A 22,629-nucleotide genomic window follows, 5' to 3' on the forward strand; every position below is an offset into this window, starting at 1 on the left:
GGGCCTCGTCTGAGAAGACCGGCGGCGCATGGTGCCGCCGGTGCTTCGGCTTGGAGCGCCGTCAGGCCGGCGCCCCGCGGATCACTTCTGGGGCGTCGGCATGCCGCCGGGCAGACCGCCGGGCGCGCCGCCCTTCTGATCGCTGGCGGCGGCGAGCGTCAGCATGTTCAGGAGCCGCGTCACCACCGACTGGGAGAGCAGGTTCACCTCCGACTTCGGGTCGGCGTTGACGGCCTGGAACTTCTGGTAGGTCTTGTCCTCGTAGATCGTGTCGAGCTGCTTCAGCTCGTCGAGGGAGAACTTGTCCGCGTACTGCTTCGAGAGACCGTCGAGCAGCTCCTTGCGCTGCTTGTCGAATTCGGCCCGGGCCTCCTTGCGGACGGTCTCGGCCTTGTCCTCGGGCATGGTCGAGACGGTCTTCTCCAGCGCGCCGCCGAAGCCGGTGTCGAGGTTCTTGAGCACCGTCTTCTCGGTCAGCTTGGTGGCGACGGCGAGCTTGTCCGCGGCCTCGTCGGCCCGCGCGGCGAGCGGCAGGGCCAGCATTGCGGCGAGGCACAGGGCGGCTTTTCTCGTCTTCATCGTGGCGTTTCTCCCGGTCGAGTTCGGACCGCGCCCGCTTTGAAAAGGGCGCGGCGTGGGAGGCCCTTAGCAGCGTTTGCGTGCCGAGGGCAGGGCGGCGGAGCCTGCCCCGATCACACCCGCTCGATGATCGTCGCGGTGCCCATGCCGGCGCCGATGCAGAGCGTGACCAGCGCGCGCTCCTTGCCGGTGCGCTCCAACTCGTCGAGCACGGTGCCGAGGATCATCGCCCCGGTGGCGCCCAGCGGATGGCCCATGGCGATGGCCCCGCCATTGACGTTCACCTTGGCCGGATCGAGGTCGAAAGCCTGCTGGAAGCGCAGCACCACCGAGGCGAAGGCCTCGTTGATCTCGAACAGGTCGATGTCCGACAGGCTCATCCCGGCCCGCGCCAGCACCTTCCGCGTCACGTCGACCGGCCCTGTCAGCATCAGCGCCGGATCGGACCCGATATTGGCGAACGCCCGGATGCGGGCGCGCGGTCGCAGCCCGGCGCGCTCGCCCGCCTCGCGCGAGCCGAGCAGGACGGCCGCCGCGCCGTCGACGATGCCCGACGAGTTGCCGGCATGGTGGACGTGCTCCACCGCCTCGACATCCGGGTGGGCATCGACCGCCACCGCGTCGAAGCCGCCCATCTGGCCCATCTGGACGAAGGAGGGCTTGAGGGTGGCCAGCGACTGCATGTCGGTCGAGGGCCGCATGTGCTCGTCGCGGTCGAGGAGGGTGATGCCGTTGATGTCCTTGACCGGCACGACCGCGTTCCGGAACAGGCCCTCGTCCCAGGACTTGGCCGAGCGCCGCTGCGATTCCACGGCGTAGGCGTCGCATTCGTCGCGGGTGAAGCCGTACTTGGTGGCGATGAGGTCGGCCGAGACGCCCTGGGGCATGAAGTAGGACTTGACCGCGATCGCCGGATCGACGGGCCAAGCGCCGCCCGAGGCGCCGAGGCCGACGCGGCTCATCGATTCGACGCCGCCGCCGACGGTGAGGTCGTGCTGGCCGGCCATGACCTGCGCCGCGGCGAAATTGATGGCGTCGAGGCCGGAGGCGCAGAAGCGGTTGATCTGCACGCCGGGCACGTGGGTGCCGTAATCGGCGACCAGCGCCGCGGCGCGGGCGATGTCGCCGCCGGCCTCGCCGACGGGATCGACGCAGCCGAGCACCACGTCGTCGACCTGCCGCGTGTCGAGGCCGTTGCGGTCCTTGAGAGCGCGCAGCGCCGTCTCGGCGAGGCGCAGGGCCGTCACCTCGTGCAGCGCGCCGTCCGGCTTGCCGCGACCGCGGGGGGTGCGGACGTGATCGTAGATGTAGGCCTCGGGCATGTGCGCTTCCTCGTCTTCCCGGTCGCCAGCGCCTCGAAAACCCTCCCCCCTCCGCGGGGGAGGGTGCCTGCGGAGCAGGCGGGAGAGGGGACCAACGGTGCCGAATGGAGGGCTCGTCATCCGCCTCACCGCCCTTCCGGCGGCGTGGTTTCCCCTCACCCGACCCCCTTCGGGGGCCACCCTCTCCCGCGGAGGGGAGAGGGCTTGTCCGGTAGCGTTTAAAACGCCTCGGCCGGCAGCGCCATGGTGGTCTCGGCCCCGGCCTTGATCCGCGCCAGCCGCAGGGCCGTCTCCGGCAGCGTCCGTTCCATGAAGAAACGTCCGAGCACCAGCTTGGCGTCCATCCGCCCCGCATCCGCCCCGTCCGCCTTCTTGGCGAGCGCCGCCCTCGCGATCTTCCCCCACATGTAGCCCAGCACCACCTGCCCGAGCAGGTGCATCAGGTCGGTGGCGCCGGCGCCCGCATTGTCGGGCTTGGAGAAGGCGTTCTGCATCAGCCACATCACGGCGGCCTGCAGATCGTTCAGCGCGGGCTGGAGCGGGGCGACGAAGGGCTTCATCCCCTCGTCCTCAGCATGGTCCTTGATGAAGGTCTGCACCTCGGTGAGGAAGGCCATCATCGCCCGGCCGCCGTCCTTGGGCAGCTTGCGGCCGATCAGGTCCATGGCCTGGATGCCGTTGGCACCCTCGTAGATCATGGCGATGCGGGCATCGCGCACGAACTGCGACATGCCCCATTCCTCGATGTAGCCGTGCCCGCCGAACATCTGCTGGGCCTCGACCGCGTTGGCGAAGCCCCGGTCGGTCAGCACGCCCTTCACCACGGGCGTCATCAGGCCGAGCAGGTCCTCGGCCGCCTGCCGCTCGGCCGCGTCCTGCGAGCGGTGGGCGATGTCGGATTGCAGGGCCGTCCAGAGGACGAGCGCCCGGGCCGCCTCGTTGAAGGCGCGGATCTGCATCAGCGTGCGGCGCACGTCCGGGTGGACGATGATCGGGTCGGCGGCCTTGTCCGGCGCCTGCGCGCCGGTCAGCGCCCGGCCCTGGAGCCGTTCCCGGGCATAGGCCACGGCGTTCTGATAGGCGACCTCGGACTGGCCGAGCCCCTGCACGCCGACAGCGAGCCGCGCCTCGTTCATCATCACGAACATGGCGTTGAGGCCGCGATTCTCCTGGCCCACGAGCCAGCCCTTGGCCCCGTCGTAGTTCATCACGCAGGTCGAATTGCCGTGGATGCCCATCTTGTGCTCGATGGAGCCGCAGCTGACCGCGTTGCGATCGCCCACCGAGCCGTCCTCGTTCACCAGGAACTTCGGCACGACGAAGAGCGAGATGCCCTTGGTGCCCGACGGCGCGCCCTCGATGCGGGCGATGACGAGGTGGACGATGTTCTCCGACAGGTCGTGCTCGCCCGCCGAGATGAAGATCTTGGTGCCGGTGAGGCTGTAGGAGCCGTCGCCGTTGGGGACCGCCTTGGTCTTGAGGAGCCCGAGATCCGTGCCGCAATGCGGCTCGGTGAGGTTCATGGTGCCGGTCCAGGCGCCCTCGACCATCCGGGGCAGGTAGGTCTGCTTCTGGGCCTCCGAGCCGTGAACGAGGAGCGCGGCGATCGCCCCCTGGGTCAGGCCGGGATACATGCTGAGGGCGAGGTTGGCGCCGCAGCCGAATTCCTGGATCGCCGTGTTGATCACGTGCGGCAGGCCCTGGCCGCCGAACTCCTCCGGCACCGACAGACCCATCCAGCCGCCGGCCGCGTAGGCGTCGTAGGCCGCCTTGAAGCCCTTCGGCGTGACGACGCTGCCATCCTCGCGGCGGGTGCAGCCCTCCCGGTCGCCGGACAGGTTGAGCGGCGCGAGCACTTCGCCCGCGAGCCGGCCGCCCTCGCTCAGCACCGCCTCGACCACGTCGGGCGATGCCTCGGAAAAGCCCGGCAGGTTGGCGTAGCGGTGGAGTCCGAGAACGTCGTTGAGGAGGAACAGCGTGTCCTCGACCGGGGCCTGGTAGCTCGGCATCGCGTCAGCCTCCCGCACTCTTTTCAGGACCGGCCGATCTGTTTCGACGGCTCCGATCCAAGATAGTTCATATGTAAACCATCTCACCCTCGCGCCGCAAGGCGCATCCGCTTCCAACCCGCGACAATCGTCGGCGGTCCGGCCTCGTCCGCAGGAGCGGGACGGCGCGAAATGCGAGACATTCGTGACGCTTCGGGGCCGTGTCAGCGCGAAACGGCGCCGTGGCCGGCATTCTTAACGGGGCATTTACCAAGATTGGAAAAGGTCGTTTCGTCCGATCCGCGCTCCGCCGCCCCACGCTCCGCCGCGCGGGGTCGGGCGGCCGGGCGGACGCCGGAAGCCGCCGACTTCGGATCTCCGCGAGATGAAACAGACCGCCCCGATCAGCCTCGACAGCTTCGACCCGGAGGTGCTCGCGGCTGCCCGCGAGGTCGCCCGGCGAGCGGGGGTCCCGCTGGAATCCTGGATCGAGTCGGTCGCCCGGCCCGACAAGCCGGCGCCGCGCCGCCGACGCACCGATGTCGCGCCGCAGACGGGACAAGCCGCCCCCCGCGAGACGGCCGAGGCCGCAGCCTCCGAGTCCTCCCCGGCGCAGGAGCCGCCCCGGACGAGGCGCCGCGACGGCGCGCCGCCGCGCGAGAAGGCGGTGGTGACGCGCGGCACGCCGCTCGAAGTCTCCCTCGACGCGATGATGCGGCGCCTGGATGCCCTCGACCGGACGATCAGCGCGGAGCGCGAGGCCTCCAAGGCCGAGGCCGCGCGGATGATCGGCGAGATCGAGGCCCGGCTCTCCGCCACGCTGAAGCCGGCCGCCGCCGAGGACATCACGGAGGTGATGACCGAGCGCTTCGCCGATATCGAGCGCAAGGTCGGCGAGATTGCCGGGCAGCTCGGCGCACCCCGGCCGCTGGGCCGGCGCGGGCGGCCGATCGCCAGCGAGGTGCGCGAGGCGGTGGCCGAGGTGCGCCGCCGCCAGCGCGAGCTGGAGGAGGGCATCGCCGGGTGGAATGCCGCCGGCGCGGTCGCTCCGCCGGTGGAGGCGCCCGTGAGCGAGCCCGCCGCGATTCGGGACGAAGGGGATCACGACCGGCCGGAGAACGATCCGCAGGACGATCGACACGACGACCTTCTGGCGAGCATCCGCGAGCAGGGCCGGGACGAGCCGTCCCCGGCCATCGCCGAGTTGCAGCGCGAGACCGGCCGTCTGCGCGAGTCGCTGAGCGGCCTCGCCACCAGCCGCGACGTGGGCGAGCTGGAACAGACCATGCGGGCCGTCGCCAGCGACCTGCAGCGGGCGCGCGATCCCGGGGAGATCGCCTCCATCGCCGCCCCCGTCGAGCTGATGCGGGTCCAGGTGGACCGGCTCGCGGCGGATGTCACCGACAACGTCCATGCCCGCATCGTGGGCGACGTGGAGCGCCTCGCCGCCAAGGTCGAGAGCGTGCTCGCCGCGGCCCCCTCCGGCCCCGCCGACCAGGGCGCCCTCGAACGGGCCTTCCGCGAACTCGACGAGATCCGCCAGCTCGTGGGGGCGCTGGCGGCGCCGGAGCGGATCCTGGGCCTCGCCCAGGGCGTCCAGGCCATCGGCGCCCAGATCGCCGAGCTTCAGCGGGGCGAGGAGGCGGGCGTGGCCGCGCTGCGTCCGCTCTTGGAGGAGATCCGCGGCGAGCTGAAGGCGCCCGACGAGACCCGCGCGCTGCTCGACCGCTTCGAGGCGCTGGCCGAGCGGATCGACCGGGCCGAGACCAAGCCGGTCGGCGAGTTGGTCGGACGGCTCGAAAGCCTGGCCGCGAAGGTGGATCGCGTCAGCGCCGGCGGCGGCGGGCTCGACGCCCTGGAACGGCACGTCCTCGCCCTGGCCGACCGGCTTGATGCGCCGCGCGGCAGCGATCCCGCTCTGGTCCGCCTGGAGCGCTCCATGGGCGACCTGCTCGCGCAGGTCTCGGCCCTGCGCGACGGGGCGCACCTGGATGCCGCCATCGAACGCGCCGCCCGCGAGGCCGCGGCCGGCGCCGCCGCGCCGCTCAAGGCGGCGAGCGGTGAGTTCGGCCTGCTGCGGGCCGACCTCGCCGACCTGCGCGCGAACCAGAAGAACGCGGATCAGCGCCTGCATGCCACTTTGGAGGGCGTGCAGGGCGTGCTGGCACGCCTCAGCGAGCAACTCGACCGCACCATGACCTCCGCCGCGGCGCTGGCCGTCGGCGTGCCGTCCCAGGCGCCCGCGCCGCAGGAGCGCGCTGCCGGCGAGCGCATCGCGCACGAGCGTCCCGCCGCCCCGCAGGCGCCGGCCCGGGCGGGAGCCCCGGCACTCGGACGGCCGCGTCCGCCCATGCCGGCGGAACCGCTGGTTCTGTCGGAGGCGGCCCGCGCCCCCGAGGAATTGCTGGAGCCCGGTGCCGGTCGGCCCGGCAGCGGCCGGCCGGCCGCGGGGGAGGCGAACCCCGCCCCCGGCGGGGCCGACATCAAGACGAGCTTCATCGCCGCTGCCCGCCGCGCGGCACAGGCGGCCCAGGCCGAGGCGGCCGAGCCGCCGCTGACGGCGCGCCTGCGCGACAAGATGGGCTCGGCCGGGCGCATGACGGGCGGTTCGAGCGCGTCTCCCGTCGCCCCCGGCGAGTCGGGGCCGCTCTCGCGGGTGCGCGGCATGTTCGAGAGCCGCCGCCGCACGCTTCTGCTCGGCCTCGCCGCCGTGGTGCTGGCGCTCGGCGCCTACCAAGCCTTCCTCGCCGGCACGTCGGACACGGCGGGCGATGTCGCCGCGACGGACGCCCGACCCGCCGAGGCCGCGCCCGCCGCCGAAGCACCGGTGAGCCGGACGGCGGAGAGCAAGCCGGAGACGGCGCCCGCCCAGACCCAGACCCAAGCCTCTGCCTCGGCGCCGGCCGCACCGCAGGCGGCTCCGCAGACGCCGCAGGACCCCACGACGACGCAATCCATCGCCGCCAAGGCGGCGGACAAGGCGCCCGAGGCGGGCAAGCGCGCGCTGCCGCAGGTCGGCGGCATGGCTTCGCTCTCCCCGGACCTCGCCGGTTTGCCGCCCGCCCTGTCCAAGCTCAAGCAGGACGCGCTCTCGGGCGACGCCGCCGCGATCTGGGATCTGGCGAGCCGCGAGGCGGAGGGACGCGGCGTGCCCCGCGACCTCGGACTCGCCGCCAAGCTCTACGAGCGCCTCGCGGCCGCCGGCTTCGCGCCGGCCCAGGTCAAGACCGGCAATGCCTACGAGAAGGGCAACGGCGTGGTGCGCGACATCGCCCAGGCCCGGCTCTGGTACGGACGCGCCGCCGACCAGGGCAACGTCCGCGCGATGCACAATCTCGCCGTGCTGCATGCCGAGAACCCGGCGGCCAACGGCAAGCCGGATTTCGCCGCCGCCGCGGGCGCGTTCCGCCGGGCGGCCGAGCACGGCGTGCGCGACAGCCAGTACAACCTCGCGGTTCTCTACGCCCGCGGCCTCGGCGTCGGCCAGGACCTGGTCCAGTCGTATCTGTGGTTCGCGGCCGCCGCCGCGCAGGGGGACGAGGAGGCGGGCCGCAAGCGGGACGAGGTGGCGACCAAGCTCTCGCCCAAGGATCTCACGGAGGCCAAGGCGGTCACCGCTTCCTTCAAGGCGAAGAGCGTCGATCCCGCCGCCAACGAGGTGCCCGCCGCCAAGGATGCGGGCCCGGCCCCGATGTCGCTGATGGGCGCGCCCTCGCCGGGGCTGCCGAACCTGTCCTCGATCCCGAAGCGCGCGGGGGCGTAGGCCGGCTTCCGCCCACCCGCCAGCCTCGAAGGACACGAAACCGGCCGCGCCCCTGTGGGAGCGCGGCCGGTTTCGTATTGCGCGCTGCGTCAGCCACCGTTCGCGGCGGCACAGGGACCCGCCGGCCTCTCCACGCCGCCCCGGGCAGCCGTCGGCGAGCGCGCTCCATCAATACTGTATACGCTCAACTCCGCAGTATAATCCCGGAATATAAAAATTATTTTCCTGGATTAAATTATATCACAATTCTGTGTTTAAACGCACTTTTCATCACTCAATTGCGTGTTACTTGTGCTGATGCCTCATCATTGGGCGACAATGATTACGAGAGGAGCACAACATGCTGCGCACTGCATCACTGGCATCGGTTTTTCTGTTCGCGTTCGCGGTCGCGGCGACCCCCGTCGCCGCTCAGCCGACCCGTGCGAAGAAGGGAAGCTGGACGGCGCTGCCGGCGCAGGGCCAGTTGCCGGCGCCGCCGACCCGCATCGACAACGGCGGCCTCGGGGCGTTTCCGTTCGCCGCCTCCGGCTCCTCGCGCTACTGCGACATCGTGGTGAAGCGGGGCGGCGGCAATCCGACCCAGGACATGACGGGCTCGATCGGCCACGCGAAGAGCTATCAGGCCGGCGGCGGCGGCCCGGCCCGCCAGCGGGTCTGCTCCCGATAGAGCGTCGTTCCGGAAGGCCCCGGCTGGCGTCCGCCCGATGACGATGCGGGGACGCACGCGGAGCGCCTCCTCCCGGATCTCCTGTCCGGGAGAAGGCTCAAAAGCCTCGATCGGCAGGCGTGATACGGCGCCCCACGGAGCGGGTGCCGTATCGCCTCACACCAGCGGCGCCATCTCCGCTTGGCGCGCGGGTTTGGTCATCTCGGGCTTCTCGTAGGCGGCGATGTCGAAATCGTCGCCGGGCAGCCGGACGAGGAAGCGCTCGGCCATCTCGAACATCAGGATATCGGGGCGGACCCGCTCGACATAGGCCCAGTCCAGGCTGGACGACCAGACGAAGTGCATCTCGCGAAAGGATTCCGCGAGCAGGCCGGTCAGCATGATTGGCGCGAAATGCGCGTAGGAATCGCCGAACAGCACCAGGGTGCGCGGATCGGCGTAGGGGGAGGGGTTCCGGTAGACGACGTGGGCGCCGACATGCAGGTCGCCCGCCCGGCCCGCCGCCTCGTAGGATTCGACCAGCGGGCTCGCGTAGGAGCGGGCGGCGTCGCGCTGCACGGCCCAGTTCACCACCGTCTCCCGCACCGGCTCCGGCAGCTTGTCGCCGAGATCCCACACCCCCTCCGTCTCGAAGCGCGGGCGCTCGGCGATGTCGGGCGGCGGCACCGCGCCGCAGGCCCGCAGCAGGGCGCGGTAGCCGATCAGGCAGCCGTCATAGGTCCAGTGCGAGTCGGTGCGGCGATAGAGCGGCTCGGCGCCGTCGCGGGCGGCGCGGAGCGGCGCGACGAGATCCACGAAGCCGCTCATCCGGTCGAGCCGGCGGGCCAGCCGCCGGGCCGGCGAGAGCCGAGGATCGTAGCCGAGGTCGAGGGTGCGGTCGTCGTAGACCGAGAGCTTCTCCGGCACGATCGCGTGGACGTAGCGGATGCCGAGGCCCCGGGCCCGGGCCGCGCGGGCCTCGATCAGCCGGGCCCAGCGGCGCAGGTGCCACCAGCCCGCGAGCGAGCGCCGGTACTGGCCGAGCACGCCGTTGGTGCCCCCGATCAGGAACAACCACCCGTCGCGCCCCCGGTGGATGATCTCTCGGTTCCTGCGCATGGCTCCGTCCTAGACGCGCCGCCCTTCGCTGAACAGCGCGGGCGCGCCACAGCCGAGCGTCTGGAAGCGCGGCCCCGCCGCGCCATCTTTCCCGAACCCTGCCGGCCCCGATCGCGAAAGCTCCTGCGCGTTGCCCGAACCCGATCCGTTGATCCTGACCCTGCAGATGGACGAGGCGACCTCTTCCCGCTTCGAGGAGCTGCGGCGGCGGCACTTCCCGGCGGCGCTGAACCGCATCCCCGCCCACGCGACGCTGTTCCACCACCTGCCCGGCGGGGACGTGGCCGGGGCCACCGAGACCATCACGGCGCTGGCCCGGACGCAGGCGCCACCGGAGGTTGCGGTGACGGGCGTGCGCTTCACGGGCCGGGGCGTCGCCTACGCCCTCGACTCGGAGGCGCTGTCAGCCTTCCGCGCCCGCGTGGCGGCAGCGTTCCGCGATGACCTCACCCCGCAGGACCGGCAGGGCTGGCGTCCGCACGTCACGGTGCAGAACAAGGTGGCGCCGGAGACCGCCCGCGCGCTCCACGCCGCGCTCGCCCAAGACTTTGCGCCCGCACATTTCCGGGCGCCGGGGGTTCTGCTGTGGCGCTATCTCGGCGGGCCCTGGGAGCACGTGGCCACCATCGCCTTCGGAGGCACGGCATGAATCTCAACGGTCTCACCCGCTCCGGCGGCGCCCTCTGGCGCGGCTCGTCGGCGTTCTGGCTGCGGCTCCACCTCAACGAGGTCGGCCCGCTGGTCTCGCTGCTCGCCGTCAGCACGCTCGGCTACGGCTTCTTCGCCCTGGCCCGCGAGGTCGGCGAGGGCTCCACCGCCGCGCTCGACCGCAAGATCCTGCTGGGCCTGCGCAACCCCGCCGACCTGTCCGATCCCCTCGGCCCCGCCTGGCTGGAGGAGGCGATGCGCGACATCACCGGCTGGGGCAGCGTGGTGACCATCGTCTTCCTCACGGCGGCGGCGGTGATCTACCTCGCCCTGGCCGGCCGCCAGCGCGTGGCGGTCTTCGTGCTCGCCGCCGTCGGGGGCGGGGAGGCGGTCTCGACCGTGCTGAAGCTGTTCTACCACCGCCCCCGCCCCGACCTCGTGCCCCACGGCATGGAGGTGTTCACGGCGAGCTTTCCCTCGGGCCACGCGATGATGTCGGCCATCGCCTACCTCACGCTGGCCACCCTGCTCGCCCGGGTCGAACGGCGGCGCAGCGTCAAGGCGCTGCTGCTCGCGCTCGGCATCAGCATGACCGTCCTGGTCGGGATCAGCCGGGTCTATCTCGGCGTGCACTGGCCGAGCGACGTGGTGGCCGGCTGGTGCGTCGGCGCCGCCTGGGCGGCGCTGTGCTGGTTCGTCGCCCTGCAGCTCCAGCGCCGGGGCGAGGTCGAGGACCCCGATCCGACCCCCGCCTCGACCGGCCCGGGCCAGCACAAAGGAACCCGTCCGGCGGGCTGACGCGTTCCGGCCTCATCTCGGGTGGGGCCAAAGGCTGATCATGAGCGACGACATTCGATTCTCCCGGCGCATCCTGCTCGCGGCGGGAGGGGCCGGGCTGACCGGCGCAGCCCTGGGCCTCGGCGGAGCGGCGCGGGCCGCCTCCGGCCCGCCGGCTCCGTCCGTGCCGGCCGATACCGGCGCGATCCAGGGCGAGCGGGTCGTCTTCCCGAACTGGCGCGATGCCGGCGACGCGCCGCCCCCGCCGCCGCCCGCGCCGATGCCGCCCTCCGAGCGGGTCGGTTTCGCCATCGTCGGGCTCGGGCGCCTGAGCCTGGAGGAGATCCTGCCCGCCTTCGGCGAGGCGAAGAAGGCGCGGGTCGTGGCGCTGATGTCGGGCTCGCCCGAAAAGGCGAAGCTGACGGCCGCGCAGTACGGCGTCCCGGCGGAGGCGGTCTACGGCTACGACCAGTGGGACCGGCTCAAGGCCAACCCGGCGGTGAAGGCCGTCTACATCGTCACCCCCAACGGGCTGCATCGCGACAACGTGCTGGCGGCGGCGTCCGCCGGCAAGCACGTGCTGTGCGAGAAGCCGATGGCGAACACGCCCGACGAGGCGCGCGAGATGATCGCGGCCTGCGCGCAGGCCAACGTCAAGCTGATGATCGCCTATCGCTGCCAGTACGAGCCCTTCAACCGAGAGGTCGTGCGGCTCGCCCGCTCCGGCGAGTTCGGGCGGGTGAAGATGATCGAGGCCTTCAACGGCCAGACCACGGCGCTTCCCGAACAGTGGCGCCTGCGCAAGACGCTGGCGGGCGGCGGCGCGCTGCCCGACATCGGCATCTACTGCCTGAACGGGGTGCGGGCGCTGCTCGGCGAGGAGCCGGTGTCGATCCAGGCGCAGATCGCCACGCCGGAGGGCGATCCCCGCTTCAAGGAGGTCGAGGAGAGCGTCGCCTTCACCCTGCGCTTTCCCTCGGGCGTGATCGCGCAGTGCGGCACGAGCTACGGCGTCCACGAGAGCCGCTCCCTGCGGGTTCACACCACCGGCGGCTCGTTCGATCTGCAGAACGCCTTCGCCTATCGCGGCCAGCGCCTCGCCATCTCCCACCGCGAGGGCGGCCACGTGCAGCGCGACGAACCGGTGCTGACCCCCAAGAACCAGTTCGCGCTCGAACTCGACCACATGGCCGAGTGCGTCCTGAAGGACCGCACGCCCCGCACCCCCGGAGAGGAGGGCTTGCAGGACTTGATCCTGATGCAGGCGATCTACGAGGCGGCGCGCAGCGGCAATCCGGTGAAGGTGGGTCCGCTGGCGAACCGGCCCGACGGGCTCGACGCCACACGCGGTCCCGCGCTCGAGGAGGGCAAGTGAAGGAGCGCCCTCACTCCCCCCAGCGCACGAACACGCCGATGGCGACGATGGCGAGCACGGCGAGCAGCCAGGACTCGCCCGCCGTCAGCGCGTAGGCGAGCAGGCCGAAGAAGCCGAGGGCGATCCCGAGCATGGTCGCGACGGCGACAGGATTCATGGCTGGCGGCGGGCTCGACGGGGTTGGGCGTCCGGCATCCGCGTCGAATGCCGGGAGGTTTTGCGCCGTGAACTAGGGCGGCGTCACGCGGCCTGAAGTGCCGCGCCGATGCGGGCGAGCGGCGGCAGGCCCTTGACCGGGCCGATCGCCGCCAGGGTCGGAGCACCCTGCAGCAGGGTGCGACCGGCCGCGCGCACGTGCTCGACCTCGACCGCGTCGACCTTGGCGATGAGTTCCTGGGGCGGGATCACCCGGCCCCAGGCGAGGAGCTGGCGGGCGTTGCGCTCGATACGCCCGCCGGGCGTCTCCAGGGCCGAGAGCAGGGAGACCTTGAGCTGCGCCTTGGCCCGGGCGAGTTCCGCCGCGTCGAGCCGCTCGGCGGCCTCCCGGGTCGTGGCAATGGTGACCTCGACGAGTTGCGCCAGATCGGCGCCCGAGGTGCCGGCGCCGATCCCGAACAGGCCGCAATCGGCAAACGGCCAGTGGAAGGCCTGGATGTCGTAGGCGAGCCCGCGGGTCTCGCGCACCTCGTGCCAGAGTCGCGAGGTCAGCCCGCCGCCGAGCACTTGGCTGAACAGGTGCAGGGCGTAGTAGCCCTCGTCCCGGAAGGAGAGGCCGGGCAGGCCGAGCACGAGGTTGGCCTGTTCCAGGCGCTTCTGCATGCGCCGCTCGCCGCCGCCGTAGACGCCGGCCACGACAGGGGGCGCCTCGACCGGCTTCAGATCCCCGAAATGGCGCTGCGCCGCCTCGACGATGGCGGCGTGCTCCACCGCGCCGGCGGCGGCGACCACCATGCGCTCGGGCACGTATTCGCGGGCGATGTAGGCCTCGATCGCCGCCCGGTCGAAGCTCTGGATCGTCTCGGGCCGGCCCAGGATCGGCCGGCCGATCGGTTGATCGGGGAAGGCCGTCTCGATGAAGGCGTCGTAGACCACGTCGTCGGGGGTATCCTCGACGGCGGCGTATTCCTGGAGGATCACGCCCTTCTCGCGGGCGAGTTCGCCCTCTTCGAAGATCGAGCGGGTGAGGATGTCGCCGAGCACGTCGAGGGCGACACCCGCATCCTCGCCGAGCACCCGGGCGGTGTAGCTCGTGCTCTCGGTGCTGGTGGCCGCGTTGATCTCGCCGCCGACATTCTCGATGTCCTCGGCGATTTTCCGCGCGGAGCGCGTCGCCGTGCCCTTGAACGCCATGTGCTCGATGAGGTGGCTCAAGCCGTGCTCGTCCGGCCGCTCGTGCCGCGAGCCCGCGCCGACCCAGACGCCGAGCGTCGCGGTGGCGACGCCGGGAATGGTCTCGGTGGCCACGGTGAGGCCGTTGTCGAGCCGGGTGACGCTGAGGCCCGGCGAGGCGCCGAAGGTCGAGAAATGCTGGTTCATTCGGTCTCAGTCGCCCCGGGTGATGCGGGCATGCTCCGTGATGTAGCGCTCGATCGCGCCCTGGTCGTTGGCGAGGTTCGCCACGGTCTCGGGCCGGGTCATCAGGTCGGCGAGGTGGGGCGGCAGCACCGGACGCCCGCCGCCGGTCGCCTGCGAGACCGCGTCCGGGAATTTGGCCGGGTGGGCGGTGGCGAGCGCCACCACCGGCGTCGCCGGGTCCTTCTCCAGAAGCTTGCGGCCGGCGCGCACGCCGATGGCGCTGTGCGGGTCGAGCACCATGCCGGTCCTGCGGTAGGTGCCGGCGATCTCGTCCACCACGTCCGGCTCGCGCACGGCGGCCGCGTCGAACTCCTCGCGCACGCTGGCGAGCACCTCGGGGCTCAGAGTGAAGCCGCCGGACTGCTTCAGGCCCGCCATCAGGCGCCCGAGCGCCGAGGCGTCGCGGTCCAGAGCCTCGAACAGAAGCCGCTCGAAATTCGAAGAAATCTGGATGTCCATCGAGGGCGAGGTGGTCGGCTGCACGCCGCGCGGCTCGTAGGCGCCGTGCTCCAGGGTACGCGCCAGGATGTCGTTGGCGTTGGTGCCGATCATCAGCCGCTCGACGCCCAAGCCCATCCGCTTGGCGACCCAGCCGGCGAGGATGTCGCCGAAATTGCCGGTCGGCACCGCGAAGGACACCTTTCGATGCGGGGCGCCCAGCGCCACCGCGCTCGTGAAGTAGTAGACGGTCTGCGCGGCGACGCGCGCCCAGTTGATCGAGTTGACCCCCGAGAGCTTCACCCGGTCGGCGAAATCGCCGTGCTGGAACATCGCCTTCACGATGTTCTGGCAATCGTCGAAATTGCCGTCGATCGCCAGCGCGTGGACGTTGGGCGCGTTCACGGTCGTCATCTGCCGCCGCTGCACCTCCGAGACCCGGCCGTGCGGGAACAGGATGAACACGTCGACCTGATCGAGCCCCTTGAAGGCCTCGACCGCCGCACTGCCCGTATCGCCCGAGGTGGCGCCGACGATGGTGGCCCGCGTGCCCTTCGCCCGCAGCACGTGATCCATCAGCCGCCCGAGCAGCTGCATCGCCACGTCCTTGAACGCGAGCGTCGGCCCGTGAAACAGCTCCATCAGGAACAGGTTGTCGTCGATCTGGGTGAGCGGGCAGATCGCCGGATGGCGGAAGCTCGCGTAGGCGGTCTCGATCATGGCATCGAGGGCGTCGTCCGGGATCTCGCCGTCGATCAGCGGGCGCAGCACGCGCTTGGCCACCTCGGCGTAGCGCAGGCCGGCAAAGCCCGCGATCTCTTCGCGGCCGATCTGCGGCCAGCTCTCGGGCACGTAGAGCCCGCCGTCGCGGGCGAGGCCGGCGAGCAGCGCATCGGAAAAGCTCAAGGGCGCGGCGGCGCCGCGGGTCGAGACGTGCAGCAAGGATGCCTCCGGGAAGGCGCTCCCTCTACACGATCGATTCGGCCGTGTCGAAGCGGAGCCGGACCGGTTTCTCACATCAACGGGATCAAACCTTCTCGCCCGGCGCCTTCTTCAGGTGACACCCCGTGATGCGCCACTGGCCGTCGACCTGACGCTGGAGCGTGTAGAGCGCGACCCAGTCGAGACCGGCCTCGTCCTGAAGGCTCAGGCCTTGGGCGATCTCGTCCTCGGCGGTCTCTCGCGCCGTCTCGAAGCGGTAGCTGCGCGGGCGGAGCACCGGGGCGTAGCCCTTCTCCACCATGGCGATGAAGGTCTCGGCCGACGGGAACAGGCTCCTGACCTGCGGCGCCGCCTCGGCATAGGCCGCGGCCGAGTCGTTGCGGCGGAAGGCATCGATCTGCCGCTCGATGGTGGCGCGGGCGGCGGTGCGGGCCGCGTCGTCGGCCCGGGCCGAAGCCCCCATCAGGATCAGGAGCACGAGGCTGGCAACGGTGCGCATCTCGGGGCACTCCGCGGGTCCGGCCGCGGGAGGCTTTTCCCCACGCGCGATGCCACTGTCAGGGCACCAAGCGGTTCAACGTCCTCAGCCGGCTTTCGGCTCCGCCGGATCGTGGAACCGCCGCCACGCGAAAACGGAAAACACGCCGATCAGGCAGGCGGCGATGCCGAACCACGTGAAGGCGTATTGCAAGTGGTTGTTGGGCAGATCGACCCGGAGCTGGCCGCCGCGGGGCCAGCCGCCGGGGTTCGGGGTGGCGTCCGCCTCGATCAGGTAGGGGGCGACCTCGGTGAGCCCCCGCGCCGCCGCGATTCCCGGGACGTCGCGGGTGAACCACGCGTCGCGCTTCGGATCGGATTCCGGCACGAACAGGCCGCGGGTCTCGCTCGCCCGCAGCATACCGGTGACCGTGGCCTGCCCAGCGACCTGACCCGCGGCGCGGTTCTTCGGGTCCTTCAGTTCGGTCGGGACGAAGCCGCGATTGATCAGGATCGTCGTCCCGTCGTCGCGACGGAGCGGGGTCAGGACGTAGAAGCCCTGGAGCGCCCGACCGGGCTCGCCCGGCGCCAGCCCGTGCACCAGCGTCTCCCGATCGTGCAGGAAGGTGCCCGTCACCCGCACCCGGCCGAACTCGTCGGCCCGCGCATCCCAGGCGTCGAAGGGAGGAGGGGCGGCCGGCGGCTCGACATGCGAGCGCTCGACGATGCGGGCGATCAGCGCCTCCTTCTCGCCCTTGCGCGCGAGCTGCCAGAAGCCGAGGCCGAGCAGGATCGCGAGGCAGACGAGCGCGGCGAGGCTCGGCGCCACCAGGCTGCGCAGGCGGGTCGTGCGCTCCGGGCGGGTGTCCATCAGCGGAAGCGCCCCTGCTCGGCCTTGTTGGCGAACTGGATCGCGGCCAGCAGACCCTTCAGCGGGCGCACCAGCAGCAGGCTCAGGCCGATCGCCAGCGTGCCGGCCACCACCGCGTGGACCCAGACCGGCGGCTCGTAGCGGAATTCCAGCCAGAGCGCGGCGCCGACCACGACGAAGCCGGTGATCGACATCACGAAGAAGGCGGGCCCGTCCGCCGAGTCGAAGGCGGAAAAGTCCTGACCGCAGGCCTCGCAGGCCGGTGCAACGGCCAGAAACCCCTGGAACAGACGGCCCTCGCCGCAGGCGGGGCAGTGCCCGCGCAGGCCGGTCGGGAGCGGGGAGGGGGGCGGGCTGGTCGGCGTCGCTCGGGTCACGGGTGGCTCGCTCGTTCGCTCCCGCCGGTATGGGAAACCCGGCGAGGCCCTGCACGTGAAAAAGGGCGGCTCGCGCCGCCCTTCCAAGGTTGCCGCCCGCGTGGGGCGGCGGATGCGGTCGGCCCTCGGCCTCAGTGGGCCGCGCCGCCGGTGCCCGCGCCCCAGACGTAGATGGCAGCGAACAGGAACAGCCACACCACGTCGACGAAGTGCCAGTACCAGGCGGCGAATTCGAAGCCGAGGTGCTGCTTCGGGGTGAAATCGCCCTGGTAGGTGCGCAGCAGGCAGACCGCGAGGAAGATCGTGCCGATGATGACGTGGGCGCCGTGGAAGCCCGTCGCCATGAAGAAGGTCGCCGAGTAGATCGAGCCCGAGAAGCCGAAATGGGCGTGGGCGTACTCGTAGGCCTGGCAGGCGGTGAACAGCACGCCGAGGATGATGGTGAGCCAGAGGCCGTACTTCAGGCCCTTGCGGTCGCCGTGCAGCAGGGCGTGGTGGGCCCAGGTCACGGTGGTGCCCGAGGTGAGCAGGATCAGCGTGTTCAGGAGCGGCAGGTGCCAGGGGTCGAACGCCTCGATGCCCTTGGGCGGCCAGACGCCGCCGGTGAATTCGAGGCGGGTCGCCTGGATCGGGTCGGCGGTGTAGAGCGCGGCCTCGAAATAGGCCCAGAACCACGCCACGAAGAACATCACCTCGGAGGCGATGAACATGATCATGCCGTAGCGGTGGTGGAGCTGGACGACGCGGGTGTGGTCGCCGGAATTGGCCTCGTGGGTGACGTCCCGCCACCAGGCCAGCATCGTGTAGAGCACGCCGAGCGTGCCGGCGCCGAACACGTAGGGGCCGATGGCGAGGCCGCCCGCGGAGAGACCCTTCATCCAGAAGACGGCGCCGAAGGCCATCAGGAACCCGGAGAACGCGCCGAGCAGCGGCCACGGGCTCGGGTTGATGATGTGGTAGTCGTGGTTCTTGGCGTGCGCCCCGGCCATCGCAACTGTTCTCCCTCAGCCCTTGCCCGTCGCCTGACGGCCGGGCCCTGTTGCCTTGGGGGCTCGGCTCAGGCCGCGCCCCGGTTCGAAACCTCTACTGCGGCGGCCAAGCCGTTGTCACGCTTGGCCCCGCCGCTGCAACCCTCAAAAATTGCTCGCGGCGCGAGGCTTGGCGACCTCGGCCACCGGCGAGCCGTTCTTCGAGGGGTAGTAGGTGTAGGACAGCGTCATCTCCGAGAGGCTGCCGATGTCCGGATCCTGGCGCAGGCGCGGATCGACGTAGAACACCAGAGGAAACTCGGCCGACTCGCCCGGCTGCAGCGTGTGCTCGTCGAAGCAGAAGCACTGTACCTTGACGAAGTAGCTGCCCATCAGGTCCGGCTGCACGTTGAACACGGCGATGCCGGTCGCGGGCGCCGGGCCGGTATTGGTGACCTTGAAGAACACCGTCGCGGTCTGGCCCGGCACCGCCTCGACGCGGGACTGCTCGGGCTTGAAGCGCCAGGACAGGCCCTTCGCGACGTTGGTGTCGAAGCGGACCGTGACCGGGGCGAGCGCCTCGCCGGTGGAAGCGCCCGGCGCGGCGCCGATCTGGGGCGTGCCGCCGTAGCCGGTCGCCTTGCAGAACATGTCGTAGAGGGGCGCCGAGGCGAGCGCGAGGCCGCCCATGCCGAGCACGACGCCCGCACAGGCGAGCACCGTCCAGCGCGCACCGCGCGCGGCCTGCCTCTGTCTCTCAGCCGGATCCGTCATCGGTTCACGCCTTCAGAGCGGTCGCTGCAGGACCTGCGGCCCGAGCTTGGCGATCGTCAGCACGAAGAACAGCAGCACCAGCGCTCCCAGCGTGAGGGCGATGGCGATCGAGCGCTTGCGACGGGCCTTGGCCTCCTCCGGCGTCAGCGGGCGCACCCCTTCCGGGAGATCGGACATCGGGGGCCTCACGCCAGGACAGCGCGGAACAGGCCGAGCCCCTGCTCGGCGAGCAGGGCGGCGAAGAGCAGGAACAGGTAGAGGATCGAGAAGGCGAACAGGCCCATGGCCGCCTTGCGCTCGGACTCGCCCTCGCGCAGCCGGTAGACCTGCACCGCACCCGCCAGCATGCCGAGCCCGCCGACGACGCCGACGACGGCGTAGAGCCAGCCGCCGAAGCCGAGCGCCACCGGTACGAGGCCGAGGGGGGCGAGCAGCAGGGTGTAGGCGACGATCTGGCGACGGGTGGAGGCGGGGCCGGCGACGTTGGGCATCATCGGGATGCCGGCGCGGGCGTACTCGCCGCTCTTGACCAGGGCCAGCGCCCAGAAATGCGGCGGCGTCCAGATGAAGATGATCGCGAATAGCACCAGCGACTCGATGCCGACATGGCCGGTCACGGCGGCCTGCCCCACCACCGGGGGCAGGGCGCCCGCCGCGCCGCCGATGACGATGTTCTGCGCGGTCGCCCGCTTCAGCCACATCGAGTAGATCACGGCGTAGAAGACGATCGTGAAGGCGAGGAGCCCGGCCGCCAGCCAGTTCGAGGCCAGCCCGAGGATCAGCACCGAGCCGACCGACAGGACGATGCCGAAGGCCAGCGCCTCGTCGGGGCGGATGCGCCCATCGGGGATCGGCCGCTTGGCGGTGCGGGTCATCAGCGCGTCGATGTCGGCGTCCCACCACATGTTGAGGCAGCCCGAGGCGCCCGCGCCGACGGCGATCATCAGGAGCGAGATCGCGGCGATCACCGGGTTCACGGTGGCGTTCGAGACCACCATGCCGACGAGCGCGGTGAAGATGACGAGCACCATCACCCGCGGCTTCAGGAGCGCGAAGAAGTCCGAGACTTCGCCGCCCACCGTGGGGGCGAACGGCGCGGTGCCGGACTCGGCGCTGAGGCTGTTCGACAGGCTCGTCATGGTGACCTGATCTGACTGCGTGTGCTGGCTTTTGAAAGATCGCGCCGTCTCTCGGGGCGCCGCCCTTTGCGGGAGGCCCCGCCGCTGCGGCGAGGCCTCCGGGAAAGAGCGAGGACCGCCTCGGCGGTCCTCGCGATCCTTGTTTTCGGTCCCGCCTTAGTGGGCCGGCTCGTCGACGATCTTGGGAAGCGTCTCGAACTGGTGGAAGGGCGGGGGCGAGGAGAGGGTCCATTCCAGGGTGGTGGCACCCTCGCCCCACGGATTGTCCGCAGCGCGGGTCTTGGAGCGGAAGGCCAGCACGATGCCGATCATGAACACGACCATGCTCAGCGCGAAGACGTGACCGCCCATGGTCGCGACCTTGTGCCAGCCGGCAAACGCCTCCGGGTAGTCGGCGTAGCGGCGCGGCATGCCGGCGAGCCCCAGGAAGTGCATCGGGAAGAACAGGACGTTCGCACCGATGAAGGCCAGCCAGAAGTGCAGCTTGCCCGCCCATTCCGGGATGACGTGGCCGGTCATCTTCGGGAACCAGTAGTAGACACCGGCGAAGATGATGAACACGGCGCCCAGCGAGAGCACGTAGTGGAAGTGCGCCACGACGTAGTAGGTGTCGTGCAGGTACTTATCGACCGAGGAGTTCGCGAGCACGACGCCGGTGACGCCGCCGACCGTGAACAGGAAGATGAAGCCCACCGCCCAGTGCATCGCCGCGGTGAAGCGGATCGAGCCGCCCCACATCGTCGCGATCCAGGAGAAGATTTTCACGCCGGTCGGCACCGCGATCACCATGGTCGCGAAGACGAAGTAGGACTGCGTCTGGAGCGACAGGCCGACGGTGTACATGTGGTGCGCCCACACGACGAAGCCGACGACGCCAATGGCGACCATGGCGTAGGCCATGGCGAGGTAGCCGAAGACGGGCTTGCGCGAGAAGGTGGCGATGATGTGCGAGACGATGCCGAAGGCCGGCAGGATCATCACGTACACCTCGGGGTGACCGAAGAACCAGAACAGGTGCTGGTACAGGATCGGGTCGCCGCCGCCGGCCGGATCGAAGAAGGTGGTGCCGAAGTTACGGTCGGTGAGCAGCATCGTGATCGCGCCGGCCAGAACCGGGAGCGACAGCAGCAGCAGGAAGGCGGTGACGAGCTCGGCCCAGGCGAAGAGCGGCATCTTGTGCAGCGTCATGCCGGGGGCGCGCATGTTGAGGATGGTGGTGATGAAGTTGATCGCGCCGAGGATCGAGCCGGCACCGGCGAGGTGCAGCGCAAAGATGGCGAAGTCGACCGCGGGGCCGGGATGGCCGGCGGCGGAGGAGAGCGGCGGATAGACCGTCCAGCCCGTGCCCGCGCCGTTGGCGCCGGGGGAGCCCTCGACGAACAGCGAGCAGACGAGGCAGCAGAAGCCCGAGACCGTCAGCCAGAACGAGATGTTGTTCATCCGCGGGAAGGCCATGTCCGGCGCGCCGATCATCAGCGGGACGAACCAGTTGCCGAAGCCGCCGATGAGGGCGGGCATCACCATGAAGAACACCATGATGAGGCCGTGGCCGGTAACGAAGACGTTGTAGGTCGCCGGGTTGGAGAAGTACTGGAGCCCGGGCTCCTCCATCTCCATGCGGATGCCGAAGGAGAGGAACGCGCCGACGATGCCCGCCATGAAGGCGAAGATCAGGTAGAGCGAGCCGATGTCCTTGTGGTTCGTCGAGAGGAACCAACGGGCGAAGAAGGAGGGTTTGTGGTCGTGGTGGGCGTCATGCCCGGCATGTGCTGTGGCGGTGGCCATCGATCCTTGCCTTAATCAGATGTCTGTCGCCTCTGGCGAATGAAGGACCGGCCGGGACGACGATGCCCCGGCCCGATGAGATCTCAGCGGGCGTCCGCGAGGCGCGCGCCGTTGTCGATGGCGGCGTACTTGGTCTTGGCCTCGGTCAGCCACTCGGCATAGGCCTGCTCGCTGACCACGCGCACGGTGATGGGCATGTAGGCGTGACGGGCGCCGCACAGCTCCGAGCACTGGCCGTAATAGACGCCCTCGCGGTCGGCCTTGAACCACCACTGGTTCAGGCGGCCGGGGATGGCGTCGATCTTGCCGCCGAAGGACGGGATCGCCCAGGAATGGATCACGTCGGCGGAGGTGACCTGCACCTTCACGACCTTGCCGACCGGCACGACCATGTCGTTGTCGGTGGCGAGCAGCTTGGGCTGCTGCTCCTCGTCGACGTTGGCGTCGAAGGTGAAGCCGCCCTTATCGCCCTCGGCCGGGTAGTCGTAGGACCAGTACCAGGCGTGACCCGTCACCTTGACCATGACGTCGGCCTTCGGGTCCGACAGCTGGGTGCGCAGGGTACGGAACGAGGGGATCGCCACCGCCACGAGGATCAGGACCGGGATGATGGTCCAGGCCACCTCGATCATCGTGTTGTGCGTGGTGCGCGACGGCGTGGGGTTCGCCTTCTCGCTGAACTTGAAGATGCAGTAGAGGATCAGGCCGAGAACGAAGACCGAGATGGCGAACGCCAGCCAGTGCAGCCCGTGCTCGAAGCTGAGAAGGTCGGCGGCCTCGGCCGTGACCGGGACCTGGCGGCTCATCTGCCACGGCTCGGGCTGACCGATGCCGGCCGCGAGAGCGGAAGAGGACGAGCCGAAGAGAGCGCCGAGCGCGGCGATCCCCCACGATGACCGATGTTGCGCCTGCGTCGTCCGCATGTCCCCGCTTGGCTCCCCTGGTGCCTATGGTTTGTTTGCCCTTGAATTCGCCGACTTGCGGCGCAAATCCTGGGCTGCCCGACCTTCGCGCGGGCCTTGCCGGCCCCGGCTTGACCGTGTCGCTGCCGGATGGGCGGTCG

Annotated in this window: 21 protein-coding genes; 5 read left to right on the plus strand and 16 right to left on the minus strand. The window is 70.6% G+C overall.

The features are described 5' to 3' along the window. Nucleotides 1-81: 81 nt before the first annotated feature. The 3 genes from ACPCJR_RS04310 to ACPCJR_RS04320 form a co-directional block, all read right to left on the minus strand. Nucleotides 82-579, minus strand: a complete 498-nt coding sequence (locus tag ACPCJR_RS04310) for a hypothetical protein (RefSeq protein WP_110349613.1) — start codon at nucleotides 577-579, stop codon at nucleotides 82-84. Nucleotides 580-692: 113 nt separating this feature from the next. Beyond that, entirely contained in the window at nucleotides 693-1,901 is a 1,209-nt protein-coding gene (locus ACPCJR_RS04315) for an acetyl-CoA C-acetyltransferase (protein WP_391510525.1), read from the minus strand. 218 nt (nucleotides 1,902-2,119) lie between these two features. Beyond that, nucleotides 2,120-3,910, minus strand: a complete 1,791-nt coding sequence (locus tag ACPCJR_RS04320) for an acyl-CoA dehydrogenase C-terminal domain-containing protein (RefSeq protein WP_391510524.1) — start codon at nucleotides 3,908-3,910, stop codon at nucleotides 2,120-2,122. A gap of 364 nt (nucleotides 3,911-4,274) precedes the next feature. On the opposite strand from ACPCJR_RS04320, the gene ACPCJR_RS04325 reads away from it, so the two are divergent. Next, nucleotides 4,275-7,652, plus strand: coding sequence for an SEL1-like repeat protein (locus ACPCJR_RS04325; RefSeq protein WP_391510523.1), 3,378 nt, complete (start codon nucleotides 4,275-4,277; stop codon nucleotides 7,650-7,652). Nucleotides 7,653-7,992: 340 nt separating this feature from the next. After that, complete coding sequence (locus ACPCJR_RS04330) at nucleotides 7,993-8,322, plus strand: hypothetical protein (RefSeq protein WP_391510522.1); 330 nt, start codon at nucleotides 7,993-7,995, stop codon at nucleotides 8,320-8,322. A 156-nt stretch (nucleotides 8,323-8,478) separates the two neighbouring features. On the opposite strand, the gene ACPCJR_RS04335 is transcribed toward ACPCJR_RS04330, so the two are convergent. Next, the gene (locus ACPCJR_RS04335; RefSeq protein WP_391510521.1) at nucleotides 8,479-9,420 is read right to left on the minus strand and encodes an alginate O-acetyltransferase AlgX-related protein; all 942 of its coding nucleotides are present in this window, start codon (nucleotides 9,418-9,420) and stop codon (nucleotides 8,479-8,481) included. 130 nt (nucleotides 9,421-9,550) lie between these two features. Between ACPCJR_RS04335 and ACPCJR_RS04340 the strand changes: the two genes are divergently transcribed. Genes ACPCJR_RS04340 through ACPCJR_RS04350 form a run of 3 tightly spaced genes read left to right on the plus strand, consistent with a single transcriptional unit; the run spans nucleotide 9,551 to nucleotide 12,220 of the window. Continuing rightward, nucleotides 9,551-10,069: a 2'-5' RNA ligase family protein gene (locus ACPCJR_RS04340; protein ID WP_391510520.1), complete on the plus strand. Its 519-nt coding sequence runs from the start codon at nucleotides 9,551-9,553 to the stop codon at nucleotides 10,067-10,069. Then, entirely contained in the window at nucleotides 10,066-10,866 is an 801-nt protein-coding gene (locus ACPCJR_RS04345; RefSeq protein ID WP_391510519.1) for a phosphatase PAP2 family protein, read from the plus strand. The genes ACPCJR_RS04340 and ACPCJR_RS04345 overlap by 4 nt, the downstream gene beginning before the upstream one ends. A 40-nt stretch (nucleotides 10,867-10,906) precedes the next feature. Continuing rightward, a complete protein-coding gene (locus tag ACPCJR_RS04350) occupies nucleotides 10,907-12,220 on the plus strand; it encodes a Gfo/Idh/MocA family protein (protein WP_391510518.1) in 1,314 nt (437 codons plus the stop codon). A 10-nt stretch (nucleotides 12,221-12,230) separates the two neighbouring features. Here the strand turns inward: ACPCJR_RS04350 and ACPCJR_RS04355 are convergent, their stop codons facing one another. The 12 genes from ACPCJR_RS04355 to coxB form a co-directional block, all read right to left on the minus strand. Continuing rightward, entirely contained in the window at nucleotides 12,231-12,377 is a 147-nt protein-coding gene (locus ACPCJR_RS04355) for a hypothetical protein (RefSeq protein ID WP_181425395.1), read from the minus strand. 83 nt (nucleotides 12,378-12,460) lie between these two features. Then, nucleotides 12,461-13,756: a M16 family metallopeptidase gene (locus tag ACPCJR_RS04360; protein WP_391510517.1), complete on the minus strand. Its 1,296-nt coding sequence runs from the start codon at nucleotides 13,754-13,756 to the stop codon at nucleotides 12,461-12,463. Between the two features lie 6 nt (nucleotides 13,757-13,762). After that, on the minus strand, nucleotides 13,763-15,175 hold the full coding sequence (thrC, locus tag ACPCJR_RS04365) for a threonine synthase (RefSeq protein ID WP_391510516.1): 1,413 nt from the start codon (nucleotides 15,173-15,175) through the stop codon (nucleotides 13,763-13,765). Nucleotides 15,176-15,260: 85 nt separating this feature from the next. Continuing rightward, the gene (locus ACPCJR_RS04370; protein WP_391510515.1) at nucleotides 15,261-15,674 is read right to left on the minus strand and encodes a DUF4864 domain-containing protein; all 414 of its coding nucleotides are present in this window, start codon (nucleotides 15,672-15,674) and stop codon (nucleotides 15,261-15,263) included. 84 nt (nucleotides 15,675-15,758) lie between these two features. Further along, the gene (locus ACPCJR_RS04375) at nucleotides 15,759-16,523 is read right to left on the minus strand and encodes an SURF1 family protein (RefSeq protein ID WP_391510514.1); all 765 of its coding nucleotides are present in this window, start codon (nucleotides 16,521-16,523) and stop codon (nucleotides 15,759-15,761) included. Then, the gene (locus ACPCJR_RS04380) at nucleotides 16,523-16,900 is read right to left on the minus strand and encodes a DUF983 domain-containing protein (RefSeq protein ID WP_391510513.1); all 378 of its coding nucleotides are present in this window, start codon (nucleotides 16,898-16,900) and stop codon (nucleotides 16,523-16,525) included. The genes ACPCJR_RS04375 and ACPCJR_RS04380 overlap by 1 nt, the downstream gene beginning before the upstream one ends. A gap of 131 nt (nucleotides 16,901-17,031) precedes the next feature. Continuing rightward, on the minus strand, nucleotides 17,032-17,889 hold the full coding sequence (locus ACPCJR_RS04385) for a cytochrome c oxidase subunit 3 (RefSeq protein ID WP_391510512.1): 858 nt from the start codon (nucleotides 17,887-17,889) through the stop codon (nucleotides 17,032-17,034). A gap of 144 nt (nucleotides 17,890-18,033) precedes the next feature. Then, complete coding sequence (locus ACPCJR_RS04390) at nucleotides 18,034-18,642, minus strand: cytochrome c oxidase assembly protein (RefSeq protein WP_391510511.1); 609 nt, start codon at nucleotides 18,640-18,642, stop codon at nucleotides 18,034-18,036. Nucleotides 18,643-18,654: 12 nt separating this feature from the next. Then, a complete protein-coding gene (locus tag ACPCJR_RS04395; protein WP_391510510.1) occupies nucleotides 18,655-18,819 on the minus strand; it encodes a hypothetical protein in 165 nt (54 codons plus the stop codon). An 8-nt stretch (nucleotides 18,820-18,827) separates the two neighbouring features. Beyond that, nucleotides 18,828-19,781: a heme o synthase gene (locus ACPCJR_RS04400; protein ID WP_391510509.1), complete on the minus strand. Its 954-nt coding sequence runs from the start codon at nucleotides 19,779-19,781 to the stop codon at nucleotides 18,828-18,830. 156 nt (nucleotides 19,782-19,937) lie between these two features. Next, a complete protein-coding gene (gene ctaD / locus ACPCJR_RS04405) occupies nucleotides 19,938-21,566 on the minus strand; it encodes a cytochrome c oxidase subunit I (protein ID WP_391510508.1) in 1,629 nt (542 codons plus the stop codon). An 83-nt stretch (nucleotides 21,567-21,649) separates the two neighbouring features. After that, entirely contained in the window at nucleotides 21,650-22,489 is an 840-nt protein-coding gene (gene coxB, locus ACPCJR_RS04410) for a cytochrome c oxidase subunit II (protein WP_391510507.1), read from the minus strand. Nucleotides 22,490-22,629: the final 140 nt, after the last annotated feature.

Origin of the sequence: Methylobacterium sp. NPDC097929 (genome assembly GCF_049543375.1) — a bacterium.
In the GTDB taxonomy this organism is placed as follows: domain Bacteria; phylum Pseudomonadota; class Alphaproteobacteria; order Rhizobiales; family Beijerinckiaceae; genus Methylobacterium.

Excerpts from the sequence above, each read along its gene's own strand:
- ACPCJR_RS04345 (WP_391510519.1), top strand. The coding sequence starts at position 10,066 with ATGAATCTCAACGGTCTCACCCGCTCCGGCGGCGCCCTCTGGCGCGGC.
- ACPCJR_RS04325 (WP_391510523.1), top strand. The coding sequence starts at position 4,275 with ATGAAACAGACCGCCCCGATCAGCCTCGACAGCTTCGACCCGGAGGTG.
- ACPCJR_RS04375 (WP_391510514.1), bottom strand. The coding sequence starts at position 16,523 with ATGGACACCCGCCCGGAGCGCACGACCCGCCTGCGCAGCCTGGTGGCG.
- coxB (WP_391510507.1), bottom strand. The coding sequence starts at position 22,489 with ATGCGGACGACGCAGGCGCAACATCGGTCATCGTGGGGGATCGCCGCG.
- ACPCJR_RS04315 (WP_391510525.1), bottom strand. The coding sequence starts at position 1,901 with ATGCCCGAGGCCTACATCTACGATCACGTCCGCACCCCCCGCGGTCGC.
- ACPCJR_RS04355 (WP_181425395.1), bottom strand. The coding sequence starts at position 12,377 with ATGAATCCTGTCGCCGTCGCGACCATGCTCGGGATCGCCCTCGGCTTC.
- ACPCJR_RS04395 (WP_391510510.1), bottom strand. The coding sequence starts at position 18,819 with ATGTCCGATCTCCCGGAAGGGGTGCGCCCGCTGACGCCGGAGGAGGCC.
- ACPCJR_RS04320 (WP_391510524.1), bottom strand. The coding sequence starts at position 3,910 with ATGCCGAGCTACCAGGCCCCGGTCGAGGACACGCTGTTCCTCCTCAAC.
- ACPCJR_RS04330 (WP_391510522.1), top strand. The coding sequence starts at position 7,993 with ATGCTGCGCACTGCATCACTGGCATCGGTTTTTCTGTTCGCGTTCGCG.
- ctaD (WP_391510508.1), bottom strand. The coding sequence starts at position 21,566 with ATGGCCACCGCCACAGCACATGCCGGGCATGACGCCCACCACGACCAC.
- ACPCJR_RS04350 (WP_391510518.1), top strand. The coding sequence starts at position 10,907 with ATGAGCGACGACATTCGATTCTCCCGGCGCATCCTGCTCGCGGCGGGA.
- ACPCJR_RS04335 (WP_391510521.1), bottom strand. The coding sequence starts at position 9,420 with ATGCGCAGGAACCGAGAGATCATCCACCGGGGGCGCGACGGGTGGTTG.
- ACPCJR_RS04370 (WP_391510515.1), bottom strand. The coding sequence starts at position 15,674 with ATGCGCACCGTTGCCAGCCTCGTGCTCCTGATCCTGATGGGGGCTTCG.
- ACPCJR_RS04310 (WP_110349613.1), bottom strand. The coding sequence starts at position 579 with ATGAAGACGAGAAAAGCCGCCCTGTGCCTCGCCGCAATGCTGGCCCTG.
- ACPCJR_RS04390 (WP_391510511.1), bottom strand. The coding sequence starts at position 18,642 with ATGACGGATCCGGCTGAGAGACAGAGGCAGGCCGCGCGCGGTGCGCGC.
- ACPCJR_RS04360 (WP_391510517.1), bottom strand. The coding sequence starts at position 13,756 with ATGAACCAGCATTTCTCGACCTTCGGCGCCTCGCCGGGCCTCAGCGTC.
- ACPCJR_RS04385 (WP_391510512.1), bottom strand. The coding sequence starts at position 17,889 with ATGGCCGGGGCGCACGCCAAGAACCACGACTACCACATCATCAACCCG.
- ACPCJR_RS04400 (WP_391510509.1), bottom strand. The coding sequence starts at position 19,781 with ATGACGAGCCTGTCGAACAGCCTCAGCGCCGAGTCCGGCACCGCGCCG.